The 22,125-nt window shown below is 73.4% G+C and carries 25 protein-coding genes; 13 read left to right on the top strand and 12 right to left on the bottom strand.

Annotated features, from left to right (window positions below; translation table 11 throughout):
• Nucleotides 1–4 precede the first annotated feature (4 nt).
• The 3 genes from ligD to ACLZOT_RS22975 are packed head-to-tail and all read right to left on the bottom strand — an operon-like array spanning nucleotide 5 to nucleotide 2,798.
• On the bottom strand, nucleotides 5–919 hold the full coding sequence (gene ligD / locus ACLZOT_RS22985; protein ID WP_416970903.1) for a non-homologous end-joining DNA ligase: 915 nt from the start codon (nucleotides 917–919) through the stop codon (nucleotides 5–7).
• 6 nt (nucleotides 920–925) lie between these two features.
• Nucleotides 926–2,275 (bottom strand): NAD(P)/FAD-dependent oxidoreductase, encoded by a 1,350-nt coding sequence (locus tag ACLZOT_RS22980; protein ID WP_416970902.1) that lies wholly within the window; start codon nucleotides 2,273–2,275, stop codon nucleotides 926–928.
• Between the two features lie 40 nt (nucleotides 2,276–2,315).
• Complete coding sequence (locus ACLZOT_RS22975) at nucleotides 2,316–2,798, bottom strand: phage holin family protein (RefSeq protein ID WP_416970901.1); 483 nt, start codon at nucleotides 2,796–2,798, stop codon at nucleotides 2,316–2,318.
• A gap of 107 nt (nucleotides 2,799–2,905) precedes the next feature.
• On the opposite strand from ACLZOT_RS22975, the gene ACLZOT_RS22970 reads away from it, so the two are divergent.
• Nucleotides 2,906–3,466, top strand: coding sequence for a hemerythrin domain-containing protein (locus ACLZOT_RS22970; protein ID WP_416970900.1), 561 nt, complete (start codon nucleotides 2,906–2,908; stop codon nucleotides 3,464–3,466).
• A 55-nt stretch (nucleotides 3,467–3,521) separates the two neighbouring features.
• Here the strand turns inward: ACLZOT_RS22970 and ACLZOT_RS22965 are convergent, their stop codons facing one another.
• A complete protein-coding gene (locus tag ACLZOT_RS22965; RefSeq protein ID WP_416970899.1) occupies nucleotides 3,522–3,848 on the bottom strand; it encodes a plasmid stabilization protein in 327 nt (108 codons plus the stop codon).
• A gap of 15 nt (nucleotides 3,849–3,863) precedes the next feature.
• Nucleotides 3,864–4,400, bottom strand: a complete 537-nt coding sequence (locus ACLZOT_RS22960) for a type 1 glutamine amidotransferase domain-containing protein (protein WP_416970898.1) — start codon at nucleotides 4,398–4,400, stop codon at nucleotides 3,864–3,866.
• A gap of 88 nt (nucleotides 4,401–4,488) precedes the next feature.
• Between ACLZOT_RS22960 and ACLZOT_RS22955 the strand changes: the two genes are divergently transcribed.
• The 4 genes from ACLZOT_RS22955 to ACLZOT_RS22940 are packed head-to-tail and all read left to right on the top strand — an operon-like array spanning nucleotide 4,489 to nucleotide 7,405.
• On the top strand, nucleotides 4,489–4,713 hold the full coding sequence (locus ACLZOT_RS22955; RefSeq protein ID WP_416970897.1) for a DUF6458 family protein: 225 nt from the start codon (nucleotides 4,489–4,491) through the stop codon (nucleotides 4,711–4,713).
• Nucleotides 4,714–4,723: 10 nt separating this feature from the next.
• Nucleotides 4,724–6,568 carry a transketolase gene (locus ACLZOT_RS22950; RefSeq protein ID WP_416970896.1) on the top strand — a complete coding sequence of 615 codons (1,845 nt, stop codon included), beginning with the start codon at nucleotides 4,724–4,726 and terminating at the stop codon, nucleotides 6,566–6,568.
• A 10-nt stretch (nucleotides 6,569–6,578) separates the two neighbouring features.
• A complete protein-coding gene (locus ACLZOT_RS22945; protein WP_416970895.1) occupies nucleotides 6,579–7,085 on the top strand; it encodes a DUF6328 family protein in 507 nt (168 codons plus the stop codon).
• Between the two features lie 44 nt (nucleotides 7,086–7,129).
• Nucleotides 7,130–7,405, top strand: coding sequence for a WhiB family transcriptional regulator (locus ACLZOT_RS22940; RefSeq protein ID WP_416970894.1), 276 nt, complete (start codon nucleotides 7,130–7,132; stop codon nucleotides 7,403–7,405).
• Nucleotides 7,406–7,518: 113 nt separating this feature from the next.
• Here ACLZOT_RS22940 and ACLZOT_RS22935 read toward each other — a convergent pair whose 3' ends face one another.
• A complete protein-coding gene (locus tag ACLZOT_RS22935; RefSeq protein WP_416970893.1) occupies nucleotides 7,519–9,624 on the bottom strand; it encodes a catalase in 2,106 nt (701 codons plus the stop codon).
• 139 nt (nucleotides 9,625–9,763) lie between these two features.
• On the opposite strand from ACLZOT_RS22935, the gene ACLZOT_RS22930 reads away from it, so the two are divergent.
• Nucleotides 9,764–10,180 carry a CBS domain-containing protein gene (locus ACLZOT_RS22930; RefSeq protein ID WP_416970892.1) on the top strand — a complete coding sequence of 139 codons (417 nt, stop codon included), beginning with the start codon at nucleotides 9,764–9,766 and terminating at the stop codon, nucleotides 10,178–10,180.
• Between the two features lie 97 nt (nucleotides 10,181–10,277).
• Entirely contained in the window at nucleotides 10,278–10,739 is a 462-nt protein-coding gene (locus ACLZOT_RS22925; RefSeq protein ID WP_416971131.1) for a VOC family protein, read from the top strand.
• Here ACLZOT_RS22925 and ACLZOT_RS22920 read toward each other — a convergent pair.
• Entirely contained in the window at nucleotides 10,736–11,155 is a 420-nt protein-coding gene (locus ACLZOT_RS22920; RefSeq protein WP_416970891.1) for a VOC family protein, read from the bottom strand. The genes ACLZOT_RS22925 and ACLZOT_RS22920 overlap by 4 nt on opposite strands.
• Nucleotides 11,156–11,265: 110 nt before the next feature.
• Here ACLZOT_RS22920 and ACLZOT_RS22915 point away from each other — a divergent pair, with 110 nt between their 5' ends.
• Nucleotides 11,266–12,120 (top strand): hypothetical protein, encoded by an 855-nt coding sequence (locus ACLZOT_RS22915; protein WP_416970890.1) that lies wholly within the window; start codon nucleotides 11,266–11,268, stop codon nucleotides 12,118–12,120.
• Here the strand turns inward: ACLZOT_RS22915 and ACLZOT_RS22910 are convergent.
• Nucleotides 12,089–13,483: an aldehyde dehydrogenase family protein gene (locus ACLZOT_RS22910; RefSeq protein ID WP_416970889.1), complete on the bottom strand. Its 1,395-nt coding sequence runs from the start codon at nucleotides 13,481–13,483 to the stop codon at nucleotides 12,089–12,091. The two genes, ACLZOT_RS22915 and ACLZOT_RS22910, sit on opposite strands and share 32 nt — an antisense overlap.
• A 59-nt stretch (nucleotides 13,484–13,542) precedes the next feature.
• Here ACLZOT_RS22910 and ACLZOT_RS22905 point away from each other — a divergent pair, with 59 nt between their 5' ends.
• Both ACLZOT_RS22905 and ACLZOT_RS22900 read left to right on the top strand, forming a co-directional pair.
• The gene (locus ACLZOT_RS22905; protein WP_416970888.1) at nucleotides 13,543–13,998 is read left to right on the top strand and encodes a DUF1569 domain-containing protein; all 456 of its coding nucleotides are present in this window, start codon (nucleotides 13,543–13,545) and stop codon (nucleotides 13,996–13,998) included.
• On the top strand, nucleotides 13,985–14,620 hold the full coding sequence (locus ACLZOT_RS22900) for a TetR/AcrR family transcriptional regulator (protein ID WP_416970887.1): 636 nt from the start codon (nucleotides 13,985–13,987) through the stop codon (nucleotides 14,618–14,620). The genes ACLZOT_RS22905 and ACLZOT_RS22900 overlap by 14 nt, the downstream gene beginning before the upstream one ends.
• A gap of 16 nt (nucleotides 14,621–14,636) precedes the next feature.
• On the opposite strand, the gene ACLZOT_RS22895 is transcribed toward ACLZOT_RS22900, so the two are convergent.
• On the bottom strand, nucleotides 14,637–15,479 hold the full coding sequence (locus tag ACLZOT_RS22895; protein ID WP_416970886.1) for an SDR family NAD(P)-dependent oxidoreductase: 843 nt from the start codon (nucleotides 15,477–15,479) through the stop codon (nucleotides 14,637–14,639).
• A gap of 214 nt (nucleotides 15,480–15,693) precedes the next feature.
• Between ACLZOT_RS22895 and ACLZOT_RS22890 the strand changes: the two genes are divergently transcribed.
• Nucleotides 15,694–16,977 carry a hypothetical protein gene (locus tag ACLZOT_RS22890; protein WP_416970885.1) on the top strand — a complete coding sequence of 428 codons (1,284 nt, stop codon included), beginning with the start codon at nucleotides 15,694–15,696 and terminating at the stop codon, nucleotides 16,975–16,977.
• Here ACLZOT_RS22890 and ACLZOT_RS22885 read toward each other — a convergent pair.
• From ACLZOT_RS22885 to ACLZOT_RS22875, 3 genes are all read right to left on the bottom strand, one after another.
• Nucleotides 16,972–17,568: a TetR/AcrR family transcriptional regulator gene (locus ACLZOT_RS22885; protein ID WP_416970884.1), complete on the bottom strand. Its 597-nt coding sequence runs from the start codon at nucleotides 17,566–17,568 to the stop codon at nucleotides 16,972–16,974. The genes ACLZOT_RS22890 and ACLZOT_RS22885 overlap by 6 nt on opposite strands.
• Complete coding sequence (locus ACLZOT_RS22880; RefSeq protein ID WP_416970883.1) at nucleotides 17,568–17,894, bottom strand: non-heme iron oxygenase ferredoxin subunit; 327 nt, start codon at nucleotides 17,892–17,894, stop codon at nucleotides 17,568–17,570. Before ACLZOT_RS22880 ends, ACLZOT_RS22885 begins: the two co-directional genes overlap by 1 nt.
• A gap of 156 nt (nucleotides 17,895–18,050) precedes the next feature.
• Nucleotides 18,051–18,944, bottom strand: a complete 894-nt coding sequence (locus ACLZOT_RS22875; RefSeq protein WP_416971130.1) for a LysR family transcriptional regulator — start codon at nucleotides 18,942–18,944, stop codon at nucleotides 18,051–18,053.
• Between the two features lie 129 nt (nucleotides 18,945–19,073).
• On the opposite strand from ACLZOT_RS22875, the gene ACLZOT_RS22870 reads away from it, so the two are divergent.
• Nucleotides 19,074–20,453, top strand: coding sequence for a M20/M25/M40 family metallo-hydrolase (locus ACLZOT_RS22870; protein ID WP_416970882.1), 1,380 nt, complete (start codon nucleotides 19,074–19,076; stop codon nucleotides 20,451–20,453).
• A gap of 88 nt (nucleotides 20,454–20,541) precedes the next feature.
• On the top strand, nucleotides 20,542–21,828 hold the full coding sequence (locus ACLZOT_RS22865) for an MFS transporter (protein ID WP_416970881.1): 1,287 nt from the start codon (nucleotides 20,542–20,544) through the stop codon (nucleotides 21,826–21,828).
• Nucleotides 21,829–22,125 lie beyond the last annotated feature (297 nt).

The following is a 22,125-nucleotide window of genomic DNA, read 5'->3' as shown; positions in this document are numbered from 1 at the left end:
GGCCCTAACTCCCCCGGCCAAACCTCTGGTTGCCGCGCAGTGCGTCCAGCCTCCGGCGAGCCGGGCCCAGAGCCCGCCCCCGCCTCGGCAGACCCCGCCACGGGCGGGTACGGGCCTGCTCGACGGCGTTCGCGACCGTCCACCGGCGCGGACCGGCCCCGGGCTCGTCGAGCTGGTCCCAGGCGACCGGCACGGCGACCGGGGCGCCGGGCCGGGCCCGCACGGTGAACGGCGCCACGGCCGTCTGCGCGTACGCGTTGCGCTGCACGTCCAGATAGAGCCGCGCGCCGCGCGCCCGCTTGCGGACGGCCGTCGTCAGCAGGTCCGGATGGTCCGACGCCAGCAGTTCGGCGACGTCCCGGGCGAAGGCCCGCACCTCGTCGAAACCGTGCCGCCCGTCGAGCGGCACGAGGACGTGCAGCCCGCGCGAACCGGTCGTCATCGGCGCCGACGGCAGCCGTACGCAGTCCAGCAGTTCGCCGAGCCAGCGGGCCGTGTCGCGTACGGACCCGAAGTCGCCGTCGTCGGGCGGGTCGAGGTCGAAGACCAGCACGTCCGGGCGGTCCGGGTGGCCGGCGCGCGACAGCCAGCGGTGCAGGGTGAGGCACGCCTGATCGGCGAAGTAGGCCAGGGTGTCGGCGTTCTCGCACAAGGGGTGGCGGACCGTGCCGCCCTCCTTGGCGACCTGCGCGCGGGGGATCCAGCCCGGGTAGTGGTCAGGGGTGTTCTTCTGCATGAACACCGGCCCGTCCACGCCGTCCGGATGCCGCTCCAGCATCAGCGGGCGGCCCCGCAGGTGCGGCAGCATGAACGACGCGACCTCGCGGTGGTACGCGGCGAGGTCCGCCTTCGTGACCTCGCCGCCGTCCGGGCCCGCGGGCAGGAGCACCTTGTCGGGGCGGTGGATCTCTACGGGCACGGGAGCTCATTCCTTGGCGTGCTTCGGGGTCGGCGCCACGATCGGGGACGTCCTCTCGGGCTCGCCCGGCACCCGCGCCAGCTCCGGCGAGGACGTGTCCAACGGCACCGACCAGCCGCGCACCAGGCCCAACTGGACGCTCTGGCGCGGCAGTACGGCGTCCAGGAGCCAGTCGGCGGCGACCCGGACGCGGTTGCCGGGGAGCGCGGCGAGGTGGTAGCCGCGGGTGACGAGGCCGGCGGGGAGGCCGGACAGGGGCAGGCCCAGCGGGTCGGCCGCCGCCTGACCGCCACCCAGGTCCACCACGAAACCCAGGTCCTTGTGGTGGTACGGGCGTTGCTCGCGGCCGGTGAAGGAGGCGGCCACGTTCTGCGCCACCGTCCTGCCCTGCCGCCACGCGTGCTGCGCCGTCATCGCCGTGAACTCGCCCGGCCGGTCCGTGTCGGGCACCGCGGCGACGTCACCGCACGCGAACACCTCGGGCCTGCCCGGCACTTGGAGCGTCGGCTCGACGAGGATCCGGCCCCGCTCCAGGGGCAGACCGAGGGACTCGGCGAGCGGGTCGGGGCGTACGCCCACGCACCACACGAGCGTGCGGGTCGGGACCGACTCGCCGTCCGTCAGCAGGACCCCGTCCTTGCGCGCCTCCTTCACCGACGTCCCCGTCCGCACCTCCACACCCCGCTCGCCCAGCACCCGCGTCGCCGTGCGCGCGAGGCGCTCGTCCAGCTCCGGGAGGATGCGCGGGGCCGTGTCCAGCAGGAGCCAGCGGGTCGTGAGGGCCTCGTGGCGAGGCCGGGCCCGCTGCAACGCGTCCGTGAACAGCCGCCCCTGCGCGGCGACTTCGGTACCGGTGTAGCCCGCGCCGACCACCACGAACGTACAGCGCGCCGCCGCATCGTCCTCGGTGGCCGCCAGCTCCATCTGCCGGGTGATGTGGTCCCTCAGGTACAGCGCCTCGGGCAGACCGCGGAAGCCGTGCGCGTACTCGGTGACACCGGGGACGGGCAGCAGCTTGTTCACACTCCCGACGGCCAGCACGAGACGGTCGTACGGCAGGCTGCCCGTACCGCCCTCCGGGCCCTTGTAGTGCACCGCCCGGCCGTCCAGGTCCACCCGGTCCGCCTCACCGAGCACGACCCGTACGTCACGCAGGGTGCCCGGCAGGGAGACGGCGACCCTGCGCGGCTCCAGGACGCCGGTCGCGACCTGGGGGAGCAGGGGTAAGTACAGGAAGTGGTCGGTCGGGTTCAGCACGGTGATCTCGGCCCGGCCGCGCGCCGCTCGCGTGAGGTGGCGGGCGGCACGGTATCCGGCGAAGCCGGCTCCGACGATGAGGATGCGGGGGCGGCTCACGGGGGCTCCTGGGGGTAGGGGCGGATGGGGGGCTCGGCGCTCAGATCGGGCGCCGGCGCGGGTCCGGGGTGCTCTCCGGCCGGTGGGTCGGGACGGTCGGCGGGTACGGGGGGTGCGGGATGCCGGGGTTGCCGGTCGGCGTCGGGCCCCGGAGGGCCTCGTCGCGGCGCTGGTCGCGGAGTGGTGCCTCAGGCTCCGGCGGGGCCTCGTGGGCCGGGGTGTGCGCCGGGTCGTGCGGGCGTGCCGCACTGCGCAGGGCGTACGCCGCCGCGCCCAGGAGCGCCGCCATGATCAGGGCCGCCGCCCAGCCGGGGAGGCCCGCGTCCAGGGCCAGGCCCAGCGCGAGGGCCAGCGCCGCGCCCGCGTACAGGGCGACCGCGCCCGACGCGGCGTACAGCGTGGCCCGGCGGCGCTGCCTGCGGGTCTGCTCGCGCAGCTCCTCGCGGATCGTCTCGCGGGCGACCACGGTCAACTCCTCGACCAGGTGTTTGTCGAGATGTTCGAGATGGTCCATGCGTTTCATGCGCGCCGGGTACCCCTGGGCGGCGGCCCGTAACGCGACGGTTCGCCCCGGGGCGGCGGGGTACCCGGCGGGCGTCCGAGCACCCCCCGTACGAAGGAGGACCGGCCATGGGCCACGGCGGAGACGTCATCGCCGAACTCACCACCGACCACCGGGAGGTGGAGGAACTCTTCGCCCGGATCGAAGCGCTGCCGCCGGGGGACGCGCGGCGCCGTGACCTCGCCGACAAGGCCGTGATCGAACTGGTCCGGCACTCGGTGGCCGAGGAGATGCACCTCTACCCCGCCGTCCGCACCGCCCTCCCCGACGGCGACCGCGTCGCCGACAAGGAGATCGCCGACCACTCCGAGGCCGAGCGCACGATGAAGAGCCTGGAGGGCCTCGACGCGGACAAGCCGGAGTTCGACCGCCTGATCCGCGAGCTGATCGCGGACGTCCGCGCACACATCCGTGACGAGGAGGGCACCCTCTTCCCGCGCCTGCGCGAGGTCACCACCGCCGACGACCTGGGCAAACTCGGCGACCAGGTCCGCCACGCGAAGTCCACGGCCCCGACCCGCCCCCACCCCTCGGCCCCGGACACCCCGCCGGCCAACAAGCTCCTCGCGCCCGGCGCGGGGATGGTGGACCGGATCAGGGACGCGCTGACGGGACGCGGCAAGCACTGAGGAACAGGACCGACAGGTGGGTGGGACGGCCCTTCGTCCCACCCACTTCTCTGTCCTACTTCCCCAACGCCCGTGCCAGCTCCGCCTTGTTCATCCCCGACCTCCCCTCGATCCCCCGCCTGCGCGCCTCCTCGTACAACTGGTCCCGGGTGGGCCCGCCGGCCCCCTTGTGGGAGCGCTGACCGCCGCGCTGCGAGGCCGACTTGGGGTCCTTCAGCGACGTACGGCTCGCGGTCCTCGACTCCCCGGCGCGGGCCCGCTCCTTGTTGACGGTCCGCGCGGCGATCTCCTCGGCCCGCTCGGTGGACTCGCCGCGCTTCTTCGCGGACGCCTTGATGTGCTCGTACTGGCGTTCCCGTTTGCTGCTCGATCCTCGGGACATGTCGGCCCACTCCTCTCAGACGGTCGCGAACGCCTCGGTGAACGCTTGCGTGAACTCCGGCAGATCGTCCGGCCGCCGGCTCGTGATCAGCAGGTTCGGCCCGTGGTCACAGACCTGCACGGGGACGTCGACCCAGGTCCCGCCCGCGTTGCGGATGTCCGTCCGCAGGCTGGGCCACGACGTGAGGACACGCCCGTCCAGCACGCCCGCCTCGACCAGCAGCCACGGCGCGTGGCAGATCGCCGCGACCGGCTTGCCCGCCTCGAAGAACGACCGCGTGAACGCGACGGCGTCCGCGTCGAGGCGCAGCGCGTCGGGGTTCGCGACCCCGCCGGGCAGCACGAGCGCTCCGTACTCTCCAGGGTCCGCCTCCGCGACCGTGCCGTCCACCGGGAACACGTCGCCCCGGTCGAGATGGCGGAACGCCTGGACCGTGCCGGCCCGGGTGGACAGCAGGGACGGCCGGTCCCCGGTGGCCGCGACCGCCCGCCACGGCTCGGTCAACTCGATCTGCTCGGTGCCCTCGGGGGCGGTCAGAAAGGCGATGTCCACAGGGATCCACTCCTCGGTGTCGGTGGCCGCAGGGCGGGTACCCGGCCCGGATCCGGTGATGCGTAACCGGAGGGAAGGAGCAGGACCCATGGGACTGGGAGGGTGCCTCGCCCTGATCGCTGTCGGAGCGATCCTCACGTTCGCCACGGACTGGGAGGTGCAGGGGGCGAACCTCGATCTGATCGGTCTGATCCTCATGGTGGTCGGCCTGATCGGCACGATCACCTTCGCCAGCATCGCGCGCCGCAGGCGGATGATCGTCCCCCAGGCGCCACCGGTGGTGGACGACCGAGGCCCGTATCCGTACGAGTAGGGGACTTCGCATGCGGTACGACGAACTGGCCGAACTGGGACAGCAGTTGAGGGTGGACGCGGTACGTGCCGCGCAGGCGGCGGGCTCGGGACACCCGACCTCGTCGATGTCGGCGGCGGACCTCGGCGCGGTCCTGCTCGCCCACCACCTGCGCTACGACTTCGCGCACCCCGCCCACCCCGGCAACGACCGGCTGATCCTCTCCAAGGGCCACGCCTCACCCCTGCTGTACGCGCTGTACCGGGCGGCCGGAGTCGTGGACGAGGCCGAACTCCTCACCTTCCGCCGTAAGGGCAGCCGTCTGGAGGGCCACCCCACCCCCCGCCTGCCCTGGGTCGACGTGGCCACCGGCTCCCTCGGCCAGGGCCTGCCGGTCGGCGTCGGCATGGCGCTTGCCGGGCAGCGGCTCGACGAACTCCCGTACCGCGTCTGGGTGGTGTGCGGGGACAGCGAACTGGCGGAGGGCTCGGTGTGGGAGGCCGTGGAGCACGCCGGGCACGAACACCTCGACAACCTCACCCTGATCGTCGACGTCAACCGCCTCGGCCAGCGCGGCCCGACCCGCCTCGGCTGGGACCTCGACGCGTACGCCGCGCGGCTCGCCGCGTTCGGCTGGCACACGGTCGCCGTGGACGGCCACGACGTCGCCGCGATCGACGCCGCGTACCGCGAGGCGGCGTCGACCGAGGGGCGGCCCACGGCAGTTCTGGCCCGCACGCTGAAGGGCAAGGGCGTCGCCGCGGTCGAGGACGCCGAGGGGCACCACGGCAAGCCGCTGCCCGACGCCGAGCGCGCGATCGAGGAACTCGGCGGGGTGCGCAACGCGCGGATCGGCGTGGCCCTGCCCGTCGGGAGCCGGCGCCCCGAGCGGTCCAAGGCGGAGCATCTCCCCTGGCCGCGCTACGAGTTGGGCGAGAAGGTCGCCACCCGCGCCGCCTTCGGGGACGCCCTCGCCGCGCTCGGCTCCGAACGGGACGACGTCGTCGTCCTCGACGGCGAGGTCGGCGACTCCACCAAGGCGGGGGTCTTCGGTCAGGCCCACCCCGAACGGTACGTCGAGTGCTACATCGCCGAACAGCAACTCGTCGCCGGGGCCGTGGGGTTGAGGGCGCGCGGCTATGTGCCGTACGCGGTGACGTTCGCCGCGTTCCTCACCCGGGCGCACGACTTCGTCCGGATGGCCGCCGTCAGCGGGCTCGCGATCCAGCTCTGCGGCTCGCACGCGGGCGTCGCCATCGGCGAGGACGGGCCCTCCCAGATGGGACTTGAGGACCTGGCGATGATGCGGGCCGTGCACCGCTCGACCGTCCTGCACCCCTGCGACGCCCACCAGACCGCGTACCTGGTACGGGAGATGGCCGATCTGCCCGGCATTGGCTACCTGCGGACCTGCCGCTCCCCGATGCCGGTGCTGTACGGGCCCGACGAGGAGTTCCCGGTCGGCGGGTCGAAGGTGCTGCGGTCCGGGCCCGAGGACCGGGTGACCGTCATCGGCGCCGGGACGACCGTCCACGAGGCCCTGCGCGCCGCGGAGTTGCTGGAGTCGGTGGGGATCGGCGTACGTGTCGTCGACCTGTACTCCGTGAAACCCGTCGACGAGGTCGCGCTCAGGGCGGCGGCTGCGGCCACCGAATGCCTGCTGACCGTCGAGGACCACCGGCCCGAGGGCGGCCTCGGGGACGCCGTCGCCGCCGCCTTCGCCGACGGGCGCCCCCAGCCGAGGCTGGTGCGGCTCGCGGTGCGGGACATGCCGGGGTCGGCGACACTCGAAGAACAGGTGCGGGCCGCCGGGATCGACGCGGAGGCGATCGCGGCGACGGTGATGCTGCTGACGGGGCGAGCCGTTGTCTCCTGAAGGGCTTGAGATGAATGCCGGTCCTGAGTCGCGTGACGGCCGCCGGGAGACCCCGGAGGAACGGGCCGACCGGCGCTGGAACGACCTGCTCCAGGAGGTGCGGGTCGTCCTGACCGGCGTACAGATCCTCTTCGCGTTCCTCCTCGCCGTCGTCTTCCAGCCGAGGTTCGCGGACGTCTCGGACACCGACCGCGCGCTGTACGTCGTGACGGTGGTCCTCGCCTCGGCCACCCTCGGCGCCCTGGTCGGGCCCGTCGCCCTGCACCGGATCCTCACCGGCCGGCAGGTCAAACCGCAGACCGTGGACTGGGCGGCCCGGCTCACCGTCCTCGGCCTCGGCCTGCTCCTCGGGACGATGACGTCCGCCCTGCTGCTCGTCCTGCGCGCGGTCGTCGACGACACGCTCGCCGCGTGGCTGACCGTCCCGGTGGCCGGGTGGCTCGCGGTGTGCTGGCTGCTGCTGCCGCTGTGGGCGCGGGGGAGAGCCGGGGCCGGGCGGGGGCGGCCTGACGCGTGACGATCTGTATCTGTCCAGCGCGATCTGTGAGGAGGACGGACCCCATGAGGGCCAAGCCCGGAGCACGGTACGTCGAGACCGGCGGGCAGCACCGGATGGACTGGCAGCGCGACGCGGCCTGCGCCGACGCCGCCGATCCCGACCTGTTCTTCCCCATCAGCCTCCACGGCCCAGGCGCCGACCAGGTGGAACAGGCCCGCCGGGTGTGCCGCCGCTGCCCGGTCGCGGCGCAGTGCGCGGAGTGGGCGCGGGAGACGCATCAGGGGGCGGGGGTGTGGGGTGGCATGGCGATGGAGGCGTCCGGCGGTGGCCGGCAGTAGTCGCCAGGCGTCGCCAGTCGTCGTCAGTCGTCGTGGTGGTCATATGAGCTGATGGTCGTACGTCGATGGCGGGCCCGCCGCTCGCGGACCCGCCATCGACGCCTACGTCACTCTCAGAACCGCCCCGGCGGCCGGTACGGGTGCCGGTGTGCCGCCAGCGCCCGCGTGAACGCCTCCACGAACTCCGGCCGGGCCGCCCCCGCCGCCGCGTCGGTCACCACGCCCTGGTCGGAGACCGGCCCGCTCGTCGGCGTCGCCGTGCGCACCGCGTCCGGGACGACCGCCGAGAGCACCCCGACCCCGGAACCGAGCGCGCCGACCGGCTTGCCGTGCCGGTACGCGTCCCGGGCGAACCGGATCACGTCCGGGTCGGTCACCAGGTCCGGCGTACCGACGGGGCCGCCCGGCAGCAGGACCCCGTCGTACAGCACCGACGCCACCGTGGGCAGCGCGCGGTCCGCCGGGTGGGGGCCGCCGTCCGTGGTCGCCAGGGACCCGGCGAGCGGGGCGACGACCTCGACGACGGCGCCGCGCGCGGTCAACGCCTCCTTGAGAGACGTGAGTTGACGTCCGTCCACGCCGTCGTGCGCGAGGACCGCGACCGTCCGGGTGCGGACGGAGCCGTCGCCGGGCAGCGCCTCGATGCTCAGTTCGGGGGAGACGGCCGCGAACTCCGGTTCCTTGTCGGTGGGTTCGGGTACGCCGATGCCCCGGGCGACCTGCCGGGCCAGGTCCAGGTCGACATGCGTCAGCTCCGCGACCGTACGGGTGCGCACCTGGATCGCGCCGACCTTGCCGAGCTCGAACCGGAAGGCCTGGACGATGTGTTCGCGCTCCCAGTCGCTCATGCTGTGCCAGAACAGCGCGGCCTGACTGTAGTGGTCGGCGAAACTCGCCGCGCGCGTACGGGACTTGATGCCCTGCACATGCTCCGGGTAGTGCGTGCGCGGGCCCGCCACGGCCGGGTGGCCGCCGCCCAGGGAGTTCTTGGTGTAGTTGGTGCCCCGGTGGATCTCGCTCTGGTGGAAGCCGTCGCGCTGGTTCGTGCGGACGGGCGCGAGCGGGCGGTTCACCGGGAGCTGGGCGAAGTTGGGGCCGCCGAGGCGCAGCAACTGCGTGTCCAGGTAGGAGAAGTTGCGGGCCTGGAGCAGCGGGTCGTCCGTGAAGTCGATGCCCGGCACGAGGTTCGCGGTGTGGAAGGCGACCTGTTCCGTCTCGGCGAAGAAACTCTCCGGGTTGCGGTCCAGGACCATGCGGCCGATCGGGCGGACGGGCACCAGCTCCTCCGGGATCAGCTTCGTCGCGTCCAGGAGGTCGACGCCGTACCCGAACTCGTCCTCCTCCTCTATGAGCTGGACGCCCAGCTCCCATTCCGGGAACTCCCCGGCCTCGATCGCGTCCCACAGGTCACGCCGGTTGAAGTCGGGGTCGCGGCCCTGGCACTCCTGCGCCTCGTCCCACACCAGCGAGTGCACGCCCAGCTTCGGCGTCCAGTGGAACTTCACGAACGTGCCCCGGCCGGCCGCGTCCACGAACCGGAAGGTGTGCACGCCGAAGCCCTGCATCATGCGGTAACTGCGCGGGATCGCCCGGTCCGACATCAGCCACATGATCGCGTGCAGCGTCTCCGGCTGGAGCGACACGAAGTCCCACAGCGTGTTGTGCGCCGAGGCGCCCGTCGGGATGTCCGTGTCCGGCTCCGGCTTCAACGCGTGCACGAAATCGGGGAACTTGATGCCGTCCTGGATGAAGAAGACCGGGAAGTTGTTCCCGACGAGATCGTAATTCCCCTCCGCCGTATAGAACTTGACCGCGAACCCGCGTACGTCCCGGACGGTGTCGGCGGACCCCTTGGACCCCTGCACGGTCGAGAACCGCACGAACACCGGGGTCCGCTCGGCCGGGTCCCGCAGGAAGGCCGCGCGGGTGAACTCCGCGCAGGACTCGTACGGTTCGAACCAGCCGTACGCGCCCGCGCCCCGCGCGTGCACCACCCGCTCGGGGATGCGCTCGTGGTCGAAGTGGGTCAGCTTCTCGCGGAAGTGGAAGTCCTCCAGGAGCGTCGGGCCGCGCTCGCCCGCCGCCAGCGAGTCGTCCGTGTGGTCGACCTGGACGCCCTGGTCGGTGGTGAGGGGGCCGACGGCGGGGTCGTCGGCGGTGGCGCGTTCGCGCTGGCGCTGTTTGGGGGTGTCGGACGGCGTGTGGTCTTCGGGGGCCATGAATCCTCCTTGCCGCAGGGGCTCTCGGCCCACCGGAGTACCCCTTCTGCCGCCCGGCATACGGGGTTTGGCCCTCCGGTGGCAGGGGACCCGGGCATCTCACCGGGGTCGGTGCGGCCCCGGGGAAGGGAGGCAGGACATGACCACCGCACGCGAGATCATGACGCCGGACGCCGTCTGCGTCGACGAACGCGAGACCGTGGCCGAGGCCGCGCGCAGGATGACCGGCCTCGACGTCGGCGCCCTGCCCATCTGCGGCGCGGACGACCGGCTGAAGGGCGTCCTCACGGACCGGGACATCGTCACCAAGGTGCTCGGCAGGGGGCTCAGCCCCGAGAAGTGCACCGTGGGCGAGCTGGCCCAGGGGGAGATCGTCACCATCGGCGCGGACGAGGAGGCGCAGGAGATCCTGCGGACGATGGCCGCGCACAAGGTGCGCCGGCTGCCGGTCCTCGATCAGGGGCGGCTCGTCGGGATGGTCGCGCAGGCGGACGTGGCGCGGGCGCTGCCGGATCCGCAGGTGGGGGAGCTGCTGTCGGCGCTGTCGTCCGAGTGAACGGGCCGCGTTCCGCCTGCTACTAGGACAGGATCTGGCCTAGTTCGGTGCGAGGGTGGGCGCAGAGCCGATCAGCCGCACCGAACGGAGCACGCCGTTGAGCCTCGACGTCCAGATCACCTTTGACGCGCACGATCCCGGAGCCCTCGCCGAGTTCTGGCAGGAGGTGCTCGGGTACGTCTATCCCGCTCCTCCCGGTGTCCTGCTCGCGGACGGGGACGATGCGAGGGCCGCGTGGGACGCCTTCCTCGCGAAGGCCGGGGTGCCGAAGGAGGAGTGGAACGACAAGTCGGCCCTCGTGGATCCGGAGGGGCGCGGGCCTCGGCTGTTCTTCCAGCGCGTCCCCGAGGGGAAGAGCGCCAAGAATCGCGTCCACCTCGATGTCCGTGCGGCACCCGGTCTGGAGGGCGAGGACCGGACGGCCGCCCTTGAGGCCAAGGGGGCCGACCTCGTCGCCCTCGGGGCGACCCTGTTGCGCCGGTTCGAGGCACAGCCTCCGTTCACCGGCGGGTTCCTGGTCATGGCCGACCCCGAGGGCAACGAGTTCTGCCTCGACTAGGAGCCCTGCGGCGCGGTGATGTTGACCATCCACGGGACACCGAAGCGGTCCGTGCACATGCCGAACACGTCGCCCCACATCTGCTTGTCCAGCGGGACCGACACCGAGCCGCCGGCCGACAGCTTCTCCCACCAGCCGCGCAGCTCGGTGTCGTCGTCACCGCTGAGGCTGATCGAGTAGCGGTGCTCGGCGGGCGGCGCCATGCCGGGCGGGTTGTCGGCACACATCAGGGTGAAGCCGCTCGGTGTCTCCAGCATGCCGTGCATGATCTTGTCGGCGAGTTCGGGGTTGTCCGCCTGGCCGAAGGAGCCGTACGTGTTCAGCGACAGCTCGCCGCCGAAGACCTGCTCGTAGAACTCCAGCGCCTGCCGGGCCTCGCCGGTGAACGTGAGGTAGGGGTTGAGCCGAGAAGCCATGGGAGCCTCCAAAAGTGCGGTTGTTCGCACCGTAACGCCCGCCACTGACAACGGCCCGTCGGCCGAGGTGCCGGGGTCCGTTGTCAGTGGGCGGCGTTAGCTTGGGCGGCATGTCGAACTCGTCGTATCTCTGCGTGTCGGACCGGCCGGTGCTGTACCCGTCGAGCCAGGACCCCGACTTCGTGCCCCGCACGGGCGTCGTCGCCACGGACGCGCAGGCCGTGCCCCTGCTGTGGCTGGCGCTGTTCCGGGCCGGTGACCTGGTGACCAAGGTCTTCACGTTCGACGAGGACGACGATGATGACGAGGTCGATGAGGACGACGTGATCGAGGCGACGGCGCCGCTGGCACCCAAGGACCGTGCCCTCGCCCAGCTCGCCGCCGCCCTTCCCGCGCTGGCCCGCCTCTTCCCGGGCGCCCCGGACCTCGCCGGCCACGCCGCGCTCCTGCGCGAGGCGGTCGAGCGCGCGCCGGGCGCGTACGTGACGGTCGAGCTGGACGAGATAGCGGGGCTGTGGGAGGGCGAGGAGGAGGGCTCGTTCGTACCGGCGTTGACGGCGGCGCTGGAGGGGTTCGAGGGGGTGGAAGGCGGTGCCGGGGTGGCGGATCCGGCGTCCGGGCACAACGCCGAGGCGGTGGACCCGGCGTCCGGTGCCGGTGTCGGGGCCGTGGGCGAGGGCGGAGCAGTCGGTGCCGGGGAGGCGAGTCCCGCGTCCGGAGGCCGGGCCGGGAGAGCCGCGTCCTCCCCGACCCCCGCCCGTACCGCCCTCCTCGGTCTCACCCGGCTCGACCCCGCCCACCCCTTCCCGCCCGCCCGGCTGCTGCTCGACGCGCTGGAGGCCGGCGACGGTGACTACTGGAACTTCACGCGTCTCCTCGGCACCGCCTTCGCCGCAGAGGTCCCCTGGGAGGCGCCTCGCAGGAGTGGGGACGTCACACCAGCTTCCGCAGGATCCGCTCCTTGACCTGGGTGAACGGCGGGTACGCCACCCGCAGCGGGTCGAGCAGCAGCGGCTTGTCCAGGACCGCCTTGTGGTGGCTGAAGGTGTCGATGGAGTGCGCCCCGTGGTAGCGGCCCACCCCGCTCTCGCCGACCCCGCCGAACGGCAGCCCCGGCACGGTGAGGTGCGCGTTGGGCACCCCGAACGCGAGCGCCCCGGACGAGGTCTCCGCCTCCAGCCGCTTCTTGGACCGGCCGGACGCGACGAACGCGTACAGCGCGAGCGGCTTGTCCCGCGCGGTGATGAAGGAGATCGCCGCGTCGAGGTCGGGGACGGCGACGACCGGCAGGATCGGCCCGAAGATCTCCTCCCGCATGACCGCCGACTCGGGGGACACGTCCGCGAGGACGGTCGGCGCGATGAACCGCGTCTCCTTGTCGTGCTCGCCGCCCACGACCGTACGGCCGTCGCCGAGCAGCCCGGTCAGCCGCTCGAAGTGCCGGTCGTTCACGATCCGCCCGTAGTCCGCGCTCTCGGCGGGCCGCTCCCCGTACATCTCCCGGACGGCCGTCGCGAGATGCCCTTCCAGCTCCGCCGCCGCGTCCCCGACCGCGAGGACGTAGTCCGGGGCGACACAGGTCTGCCCGGCGTTCATGAACTTGCCCCAGGCGATGCGGCGCGCGGCGGTCGCGAGGTCCGTGCCGGGCTCCACGACGGCCGGCGACTTGCCGCCCAGCTCCAGGGTGACCGGGGTGAGATGGCGGGCGGCGGCGGTCATGACGATCCGGCCGACCGCGCCGTTGCCGGTGTAGAAGATGTGGTCGAAACGCTGTTCCAGCAGTTCCGTCGTCTCCGGGACACCGCCCTCGACGACGGCCACCGCCTGCGGGTCGAGGACCTTCGGCAGCCAGTGCGCGAGCGCCGCCGAGGTCGCCGGGGCCAGCTCGCTCGGCTTCACGACCGCGCAGTTGCCCGCCGCGAGCGCGCCGACGAGCGGGGCGAGGGCCAGTTGGAGGGGGTAGTTCCAGGGGCTGACGATCAGGACCGTGCCCAGCGGTTCGCGCACCGTGCGGGCGCGGGCCGGGGCCAGCGACAGGGGGACGCCGACGCGGCGCGGGCGCATCCAGCGGTTCAGATGGCGCAGGGTGTGGTCGATCTCGTTGACCACGAAGCCGAGTTCGGTGAGGTAGGACTCCAGGGGGCTCTTGCCGAGGTCCGTGTGGAGCGCGTCCGCCAGTTCGCTCTGGCGGTCGATCAACAGGGCGCGCAGGGCGCGGAGTTGTTCCTTGCGCCAGGCGGCGGGGCGGGTGCGGCCGGTGGCGAAGGTGGCGTGCAGGCGGGCGACGGTCGCCGCCGCGTCGGGGGTGGTCCTGGTGTCGAGGGGCATGCGGCCCAGGATATAGGAAACGAAAATGTTTCGTTTCGTATAAGTGTATTCTCGTGGCCATGACCGCAGCGCTCCCCGAGCTCACCGACCGCATCCTGGAACAGCTCCACCGTCCTGAAGGGGACCTGCTGGAGCTGGACACGGCCTGGAACCTCTCCCAGACCCTCCAGCACTGCGCCCAGACCGTCCGCTACTCGGTCACGGGGTACCCGCGCCTCAAGCCGGCCCTCTTCCGGGCCACCGCCGGCGCGCTCGCCAAGAAGGTCTTCCTCAGCCGGGGCGCCATGAAGCACTCCCTCACCGCCGAGATCGACGGCGCCCCGCCCCTGGACCCCGGCCTCCCCATCGCCGACGCGGCCGCCGACCTCACCGAGGCGGTCGCCCTCTTCACCTCCCACACCGGCCCGCACGCGCCTCACCCCGCGTACGGCCCCTGCACCCACGACGAGTTCGCCCGCCTGCACGCGTACCACCTCGCGGAACACCTGCCGGGACTGACCGGTGTCCGACGCTGAGGGGGCGGGGGTGCTCGGCGCAGGCCCCGTACCCGTCCGGCGCGGGCGTCCCCGGGACGCCGCCCGTGACCGCGCTCTCCTCGCCGCCACCCTCGCGGTCCTCGCCGAGAGCGGGTACGGCGGGCTGACCACCGCCGCTGTCGCCGCTCGCGCCGGTGTCTCCACGGCGACGCTCTACCGGCGCTGGTCCTCCAAGGAGGACCTGGTGCTGGCCGCGGCCGCCGCGTTCACCGCGGACCTGGAGCAGCGGCCGGACACCGGCAGCCTGGAGGGCGACCTCCGTATCCTCCTGCGGGACAAGGCCACCGGCCTGACCGGCGAGAACGGCCGCCTCATGCGCGCCCTGATCGGCGAGGCCGCCCACAACGTCACCCTCGCCGAAGCCCTCACCGGCGCGTTCATGACGCCCGTACGCGACCGCGTCGAGGAGGTCGTCCGCCGCGCCGTCGACCGGGGCGAGATCGCCCCCGTCGAGGACGCCGGCCTGGTCGCGGACTTCGTCATCGGCCCGATGGTCAGCCGCCTCCTGCTCACGGCCCGCCCCACGGAGACGGCCGACGCGGAGACGATCGCCGACCGGTTGCTGCCGTTCCTGCTGAGGGCGGTCGGGGGGAGGGGCTGACGGGGGCCGGGCGCGGTCACCCCGCCAACGGCGACGCCGGTTTCGGGTACCCCGCCAAGCCCCCGTCCGGGACCGACACCCCGCCGTCCACCACCAGCGCGTGGCCCGTGACGTACGACGACGCGGGGGACGCCAGGAACAGGACCGAGCCGGTGATCTCCTCGACGTTCGCCCAGCGTCCCAGCGGGACGTGGCCCATCAGCCACTCGGACAGCGCGTCCGTCTCGCTGGCGAAGGTCGTCATGTCGGTGAGGGTCCAGCCGGGGCAGATCGCGTTGACGCGGATGCCCTGCCGCGCCCACCCCACCGCGAGGCTCTTCGCCAGGGACACCTGGGCCGCCTTGGTCGCGGCGTACGAGTCGAGCAGCGGGGCGCCGAGGATCGCGGCGGTGGAGGACATGAGGACGAGGCTGGCCCGCGAGGACTCGGCGAGGTAGGGGTACGCGGTCCGGCAGAGCGCGGCCGTCGCGTCGAGGTTGACGGCGATCACCCGGTCCCAGGCGGGCTCGGGCAGGTCCTGGAGCTGGACCAGCAGCATCCCGCCGTCCGCGTCCGCGGGTGTCACCCCCGCGTTGTGGACGACGACGTCGAGCCCGCCGAGCGCTTCGGCCGCCCGCTCCACTACCCCCGCCGCGACCCCGGCCTCCCCGAGGTCCCCGGCGAGCGCGGTCGCCTTGCGCCCCCGCTCCTCCACCGCCCGCACGGTGTCCTCCAGCGCGGCCGCCGTACGGGCGGACACCGCCAGGTCGCAGCCCGCGTCCGCGAGCGCTTCGGCGACCGCCTTGCCTATGCCCCGCGAGGCGCCGGTGACGAGGGCGCGGGCACCTTCGAGTCGGAAGAGGTCAAGGGACGAGGCCATGGGGGAGTCCTCTCGGAGGGGGAAGGAGCACGGTGGTCCCAGCTGCCGCCCGCGCCCCGCGGGAGGGCGTGCCGGGCTGGAGCGCGCGCCGCCGATGCGCACTGCGCGCGACCGGCCGTACGGACGCACTCTGAGCGTGTACGACGCCGGCCGCGCCCGGTGTGCGTGCCGCTGACCGGTGTGTTGAACACGAGCGGACGTTGAACGTCCGGGGGTGACCGTGCGACGACTGAGACCACCCAACCGCGCCCTGCGCGCCCTCCTCACCGAGGCCGGCTGGTCCGGCGCGAGCCTGGCCCGCGAGGTCAACTCCCTGGGCGCCGCCCAGGGGTTCGCGCTGCGCTACGACCGTACGGCGGTGTCCCACTGGCTGTCGGGCACCCAACCCCGGCCGCCCGCACCGGAGTTGGTGGCCCAGGCCCTGTCGTCGCGGCTCGGCAGACGCTTGCGCCCGGCGGAGACCGGCCTCGTGCACGAGACGCCCCGAGCGGTGGGGGGCGACGGATTCGCCTTGCTGGCCGGGGCGTTGGGGACCGCCGAGGCGCGAGAGGTGTACGTCCCGGGAGGGCTGACCCTGTCCGGCATCACCGCTGTGCCCGCCACCCGTATAGGCCCGCCCCACGTCGAATCCGCCCGCCACCTCCTCGTCGTCCTCTCCCGCAGCGACGACGTCTTCGGCTCCGGCGCGGTCCGCGAACCGCTGCGGCGGTTCCTCGGGACGGTGCTGCTGCCCTGGCTGCGAGGCCCGTCCACGCCCGCCGTCCGGCGTGAACTCTTCGAGGTGGCCGCCCAGTTGGCGTACCTGTGCGGTTTCGTCGCCTACGACAGCGGCCGGCACGCGCTCGCCCAGCGCATGTACGGGGCCGCCGCGCGGCTCGCGGACGAGGCGGGGGACCGGGTCGGACACGCGGTCGCCCTGCGCGGACTCAGCGTGCAGGCCCACCAGTTGGGGCACGTCACCGAGGCGCGGGCGCTCGCGCGGGAAGCGGTCCGGATCGGCGTACGGCACGCCCCGCCGCAGCGACACGCCTTCTTCCTGGGGCAGTTGGCGCTCACGGAGGCCGCCGCCGGGGACGCCGCCTGCCTCACCCGGCTCACCCAGGCCGAGCGCTGCCTCGAACGGGCGGGCGGCGCAGGGGACTTGCCGACCGGCGCGTTCCACCCGGGCGCGCTCGCCCTGCACCAGGCGTACGTCCACCGCGCGCGAGGCGACCACCGGTCGGCCGTACGGGCGTTGGAGATCTCGTTGCGCCACCGGCCCCCGGACGAGCGGCGGTCCACGGCGATCACCCTCGCGGACCTGGCCCTGACGCACCTGGACATCGGCCATCTCGACCGGGCCTGCGCGGCGGCGCACACGTTCCTCGACGCGCGGCCCGGCGTGGCCAGCGCCCGGGTGGAGGGCCGGCTGCGGACGCTGCTGGCCCGGCTGCGCCCGTACGCCCGCGACCGGGCGGCGGCGGGGGTGCTGGAGCGGGCGCGGGCGGCCCCGTCATGAGGGGGCGGCCGGGAGGCGCAGCACGCGGCGGACCAGGTCGGCCCACGCCGTGTACAGGCGGGCCGCCGGGATCGCGTGCCGGTCGAGGTGGTCGACCGTCTCGAAGCTGAGGAACGAGAGCAGGGCGCGCGCGAGGAGGTCGTGGTCGCCGTCGACGCCCGCCTCGCGCAGCAGGGCGGTGACATGGGCCTGGAAGGCGCGGCCGGGGACCGACTCGTCGCGGTGCCGCGGCAGCAGGGCGCGGGCGAGGGCCGGGGCGAGGTCGCCCTCGACGGCCGCACGGTCCAGGAGGGCGTGCCCGAACGCGGTGAGCCGGTCGACGGGCGCCGCGCCCGGGCCCAGCGGCGGCGGGCCGGACGCGCACACCTCCAGGAAGTCCGCGTCGGCCTCGTCGAGGAGCGCCGCGAACAGGCCGTCCCGGTCCCCGAACCGCCGGAACAGCGTGCCCTTGCCGACGCCCGCCTCGGCCGCGACCTCCCGCATCGTGACGTGCTCAGGACCGTACGCGACGACCAGGCGCCGGGCGGCGTCCAGGATGCGTTCCCGGTTGCGGGCGGCGTCCGAGCGCGAGGCGTCGGGGCCGCCGTCCATCAGCTCCCGCCCGGCAGGGACACGTACACGATCCCGTCCGTGACCCGCACCGGATACACCGGCACCGGCCGGGTCGCCGGCGGGTCGAGCGGCTTGCCGGTGCCGAGGTCGAACCGCGAGCCGTGCAGCCAGCACGACACGCTGCGCCCCTCCACCTCGCCCTCCGAGAGGGCCACCGCGCTGTGCGAGCAGACGTCGTGGATCGCGAAGACCTCCGCCTTCGTCCGTACGACGGCCAGCGGCACCCCCGCGACCTCGAACCGCCGGGGCACGTCCTCCTCCAGGACGTCCAGCGCGCACACGTGGGTGAAGCCGTTCTCGGGCACCGTTCTCCTCGGGGGAAGGGGGATGGGCCGCTCAGGCTAACGACGCGGCTCGGCGCGGATAAGGACCTCGGGACGGAGGCGGGGTAGGCGGATGGGACTAGGCCCTGGGTACGACGTACCTGGGAGCTACGCCCACGTCACCCCCCGCCCCGCGCCTCATTCCCCGGACGCCCTCAGCAGCGCCTCCGTCAGCAGCTCCGCGGATCTCGTCGCCGCCCACGGCAGGCGCCGTACCGCCGCCGTCTGCACCTGCGCCTCCCGCTGGCGGAACACCGGATGGTCCACGCGGACGTGCGCGAGGCCCGTGTCGTCGAGGTCGCCGAGGTCGCCGACCAGGGCGATGCCGCCGCCCGCGCGGACGAACGCGTACTGCGGGGCGAGCGCGTCGCACACCAGCGCCGGGCGCACGCTGAGCCCTTCGAGGCGTACGCCGATGTCGAACAGCTCGCGCTGGCTGGTCCCCGGGTTGGCCAACGCCAGGGGATACCCGCAGAGTTCGGCGAGGCCCACCCGGTCGCGCCCGGCCAGCGGATGGCCGTACGGGACGAGCGCGGTCACCGGCACCACCACCGAGCACTCGACGCGTACGTCGGCCTGCGGGCCCATCGCGTAGGTCACCGCGACGTCCGCGAGCCCCTCCACCACCCGGCGGGTCGCCTCCTGGCGCTGGACGACGTCGACGCGGAACGCCACGTCGGGATGGTCGCGGCGCAGCTCGACGACCGCGAGCGGGACGAGGCGCTGCGCGAACCCCTCCGAGCAGGCGACCACCACACTGCGCGCCGCGGCGCCCCCGCCGCTCCTCAACTCCTCGACCAACGAAGCCGATTCGGCCTCCGTGCGGCGCGCGTGGGCCAGCAGCCTGAGGCCCGCCTCGGTCGGTGTCATTCCGCGCGGGTGCCGCACGAACAGGGGCACCCCGAGCCCCGACTCCAGCTTGGCGATCTGCCGGCTGACCGCCGACGGCGCCACGTTCAGACTCTGCGCGGCCTCCGTCACCGAACCGGCGCGGGCCACTTCGAGGAAATACGCCAGGTTCACCGGCAGCATCTGCACCAAAACCTCCGGAGGTTTGCTTCAAAGAGAACGCAGGGCGTCGCAAACGGCAATGGTCGCAGACCCGGAACCGCCCTACTCTGCTGATGCCACACCTCCCCGGAAACCTGGAGCGAAGCACCCGTGACCCCCGAGAAACTCGCCCGTGCGGCCGAGGAGTTCGTCGACTCCGGTGCCTTCTTCGCCGAGCTCGCGACGATGGTCGCCTACGCCACGGAGAGTGCCCGCCCCGAGGGCCGCCTTGCCCTGGAGGCATACCTCGGCGAGATCCTGGCCCCCGCGCTGAAGGACCTCGGCTGCACGGTCACCCGGCACGAGAACCCCTCACCGGCGGCCGGCCCCTTCCTGGTCGGCCGCCGGATCGAGGACCCCACGCTGCCGACCGTGCTGTGCTACGGCCACGCCGACGTCGTCGAGGGCATGGCCGGACGGTGGAGCGAGGACCGCGACCCGTGGACCCTCACGGCCGACGGTGACCGCTGGTACGGGCGCGGCGCCGCCGACAACAAGGGCCAACACCTCGTCAACCTCGCCGCGTTGCGGCTGCTGCTCGCCGAACAGGGCCGCCTGGGCTTCAACTTGACGTTCCTCTTCGATCCGGGCGAGGAGATCGGCTCGCCCGGCCTCGCCGAATTCGCCGCCGCCCACCGGGAGTTGCTGGCCGCTGACGTCCTGCTCGCCTCCGACGGGCCGCGCCTCGACGAGACGACACCGACGCTGTTCCTCGGCGCCCGGGGCGGCGTACAGCTCCTCCTGGACGCCGATCTGCGGCCCGGCGCCCACCACTCCGGCAACCGCGGCGGCGTCCTGCGCAACCCGGCGACCACCCTCGCCGCCGCCATCGCCACCCTCGTCGACGGACACGGCCGCATCCTCGTCCCCGAGTTGCTGCCGCCGCCGGTGAGCCCCGAGGTCCGCGAGGCGCTCGCCGGGGTCGAGGTCGACGCCGACCCGCGCTGGGGCGAGCCCGGACTCACCCCAGCCGAACGGCTCTACGCCTGGAACACCCTCGAAGTCCTCGCGATCTCCGCCGGGGACACCGACCGGCCCGTGGGAGCGATTCCCGGCCGGGCCCGCGCGGTCCTCCAACTCCGGCACGTCGTCGGCACGGAGGCCGAGAACGCCGCCGCGGCCGTCGCCGCGCACCTCGCCTCCCACGGCTACGCGATGATCGACGTCAGCACCCGGGGGACGTACCCCGCGAGTCGTACGCCGCTCGACGACCCGTGGGTGCGCTGGGCCCGGCCGGTCCTCGACCGCGCCGCCGGGCGGCCCGTCGCCGTCCTCCCCAACATCGGCGGCGGGCTGCCCAACGCGGTCTTCACGGACGTCCTCGGCCTGTCCACGCTCTGGCTGCCGCACTCCTACCCCGGCTGCCGGCAGCACGCCACCGACGAGCACCTTCCCGTGTCGATCGCGCGGGAGGGGCTGGTGCTGACCGTGGGGCTGCTGCACGCGCTGGGCAATCCGACGGCGGATCATCCGCTGCCGGTGCGCGGGTAGTCCTGCGGCTCGTAGTCCTGCGGCTCGTCGTCCTGCCACGCGTAGTCCTCAGGTAGTCCCCGTGTAGTACGCCGGAAGGACCCTCCCCATGACCGCTCCCTCCCCGCAGCCCACCCACACCGCCGCCCCCGTCCCCCGGAGCACCACCCGCGCCATCGCGGCGGCGACCATAGGCAACGCCCTCGAATGGTTCGACCTCGCGGTGTACGCGCTGATGGCCGCGCACATCGGCCGCACCTTCTTCCCCAGCGGCGACCCCGGCGTCCAACTCGTCCAGGCGTACGCCGTGTTCGGGGTCACCTACCTGATCCGGCCCCTCGGCGGGCTCCTCCTCGGCGCCTACGCCGACCGGCACGGCCGCAAGAAGGCCCTCATGCTGTCGATCCGGCTCATGGTCCTCGGCACGCTGATGCTCGCGGTCATGCCCGGCTACGACACGATCGGCATCACCGCGACGATCGGCATCGTCGTCGCCCGGCTCTTCCAAGGGTTCGCGGCGGGCGGCGAGTTCGGGGCGGCGACCTCGTTCCTCGTCGAGCAGGACGAACGCCGCAAGAGCTTCCTCGGCAGCTTCCAGTTCGCGAGCCAGGGCCTGTCGACGCTGATGGCGGCCGGGTTCGCGGCGGGGCTCACCGCCGTACTGAGCACCGGGCAGATGGACGCGTGGGGGTGGCGAGTCCCGTTCGTCTTCGGCCTGTTGATCGGGCCCGTCGGCTATTTCGTACGCCGGTACGTCGAGGAGTCCCCGGCCGTCGTGCGCGAGCCGCAGGCCAAGTCGCCGATGGTGACGGTGTTCCGCGACCACTGGCGGGGCCTGCTGATCGCCGGGGGTGTCCTCGTCGTGTCGACGGCCGTGAACTTCATGCTCCAGTACCTGCCGACGTACGGCATCGACGAACTCGGCCTCGACGACTCCCTCTCCTTCACCGCGCTCCTCATCGCCGGGGCCGTCCTCACGTTCGTCACCCCCGTCGTCGGCCTCCTCGGCGACCGCTACGGCCGACTGCCCCTCATGGTCCCGGCCGCGCTGCTCCTCGGCATCACGGCGGTCCCCCTGTTCCTGTGGCTCACGGCCTCCCCGACCTTCCTGACACTCGCCCTGTGCACGACGATCCTGGGCCTCCTCAAGGCCGTGTACTTCGGCACGCTCCCCTCGGTGATGGCCGACGCGTTCCCCGCCCACGCCCGCGCCACCGGCCTCTCCTTCAGCTACAACACGACCGTCGCCGTCTTCGGCGGCTTCACCCCGACGATCGCGGCGGCGCTCACCCGGGCGACGGGGTCCGGCGTGGCTCCCGGGTACTACCTCCTGGGTACGGCACTGCTGAGCGTGGCGGCGCTGGGGGCGGCGGTACGGGTGGGGGGCATCCGCTGAGGGACCGGGCGGGGCGGCGAGACACAGATACCGGCGGATACCCTGCGCTCGCCGCTCGCCGCTCGCCGCTCGCCGCTCGCCGCTCGCCGCTCGCCGCTCGCCGCTCATGCCGCCCTCATTGGCTCGCTGATGGCCACGGGCCATGCCGTCCCCACCGGTTCGCGAGGTGCTGCCGACGAGCCGGGCCTCTTGACTCGCCGGTGGACGCCGGTGAGGCTGCGCCCGCTGCCCGCTGCCCGCTGCCCGCTGCCCGCTGCCCGCTGCCCGCTGCCCGCTGCCCGCTGCCCGCTGCCCGCT

Source organism: Streptomyces sp. 4F14 (assembly GCF_048159485.1).
In the GTDB taxonomy this organism is placed as follows: Bacteria; Actinomycetota; Actinomycetes; order Streptomycetales; family Streptomycetaceae; genus Streptomyces.
This window is presented reverse-complemented; position numbering and strand designations above follow the sequence as displayed.

Excerpts from the sequence above, each read along its gene's own strand:
- ACLZOT_RS22975 (WP_416970901.1), bottom strand. The coding sequence starts at position 2,798 with ATGAAACGCATGGACCATCTCGAACATCTCGACAAACACCTGGTCGAG.
- ACLZOT_RS22970 (WP_416970900.1), top strand. The coding sequence starts at position 2,906 with ATGGGCCACGGCGGAGACGTCATCGCCGAACTCACCACCGACCACCGG.
- ACLZOT_RS22965 (WP_416970899.1), bottom strand. The coding sequence starts at position 3,848 with ATGTCCCGAGGATCGAGCAGCAAACGGGAACGCCAGTACGAGCACATC.
- ACLZOT_RS22955 (WP_416970897.1), top strand. The coding sequence starts at position 4,489 with ATGGGACTGGGAGGGTGCCTCGCCCTGATCGCTGTCGGAGCGATCCTC.
- ACLZOT_RS22950 (WP_416970896.1), top strand. The coding sequence starts at position 4,724 with ATGCGGTACGACGAACTGGCCGAACTGGGACAGCAGTTGAGGGTGGAC.
- ACLZOT_RS22945 (WP_416970895.1), top strand. The coding sequence starts at position 6,579 with ATGAATGCCGGTCCTGAGTCGCGTGACGGCCGCCGGGAGACCCCGGAG.
- ACLZOT_RS22940 (WP_416970894.1), top strand. The coding sequence starts at position 7,130 with ATGAGGGCCAAGCCCGGAGCACGGTACGTCGAGACCGGCGGGCAGCAC.
- ACLZOT_RS22935 (WP_416970893.1), bottom strand. The coding sequence starts at position 9,624 with ATGGCCCCCGAAGACCACACGCCGTCCGACACCCCCAAACAGCGCCAG.
- ACLZOT_RS22930 (WP_416970892.1), top strand. The coding sequence starts at position 9,764 with ATGACCACCGCACGCGAGATCATGACGCCGGACGCCGTCTGCGTCGAC.
- ACLZOT_RS22920 (WP_416970891.1), bottom strand. The coding sequence starts at position 11,155 with ATGGCTTCTCGGCTCAACCCCTACCTCACGTTCACCGGCGAGGCCCGG.
- ACLZOT_RS22915 (WP_416970890.1), top strand. The coding sequence starts at position 11,266 with ATGTCGAACTCGTCGTATCTCTGCGTGTCGGACCGGCCGGTGCTGTAC.
- ACLZOT_RS22910 (WP_416970889.1), bottom strand. The coding sequence starts at position 13,483 with ATGCCCCTCGACACCAGGACCACCCCCGACGCGGCGGCGACCGTCGCC.
- ACLZOT_RS22905 (WP_416970888.1), top strand. The coding sequence starts at position 13,543 with ATGACCGCAGCGCTCCCCGAGCTCACCGACCGCATCCTGGAACAGCTC.
- ACLZOT_RS22895 (WP_416970886.1), bottom strand. The coding sequence starts at position 15,479 with ATGGCCTCGTCCCTTGACCTCTTCCGACTCGAAGGTGCCCGCGCCCTC.
- ACLZOT_RS22885 (WP_416970884.1), bottom strand. The coding sequence starts at position 17,568 with ATGGACGGCGGCCCCGACGCCTCGCGCTCGGACGCCGCCCGCAACCGG.
- ACLZOT_RS22875 (WP_416971130.1), bottom strand. The coding sequence starts at position 18,944 with ATGCTGCCGGTGAACCTGGCGTATTTCCTCGAAGTGGCCCGCGCCGGT.
- ACLZOT_RS22865 (WP_416970881.1), top strand. The coding sequence starts at position 20,542 with ATGACCGCTCCCTCCCCGCAGCCCACCCACACCGCCGCCCCCGTCCCC.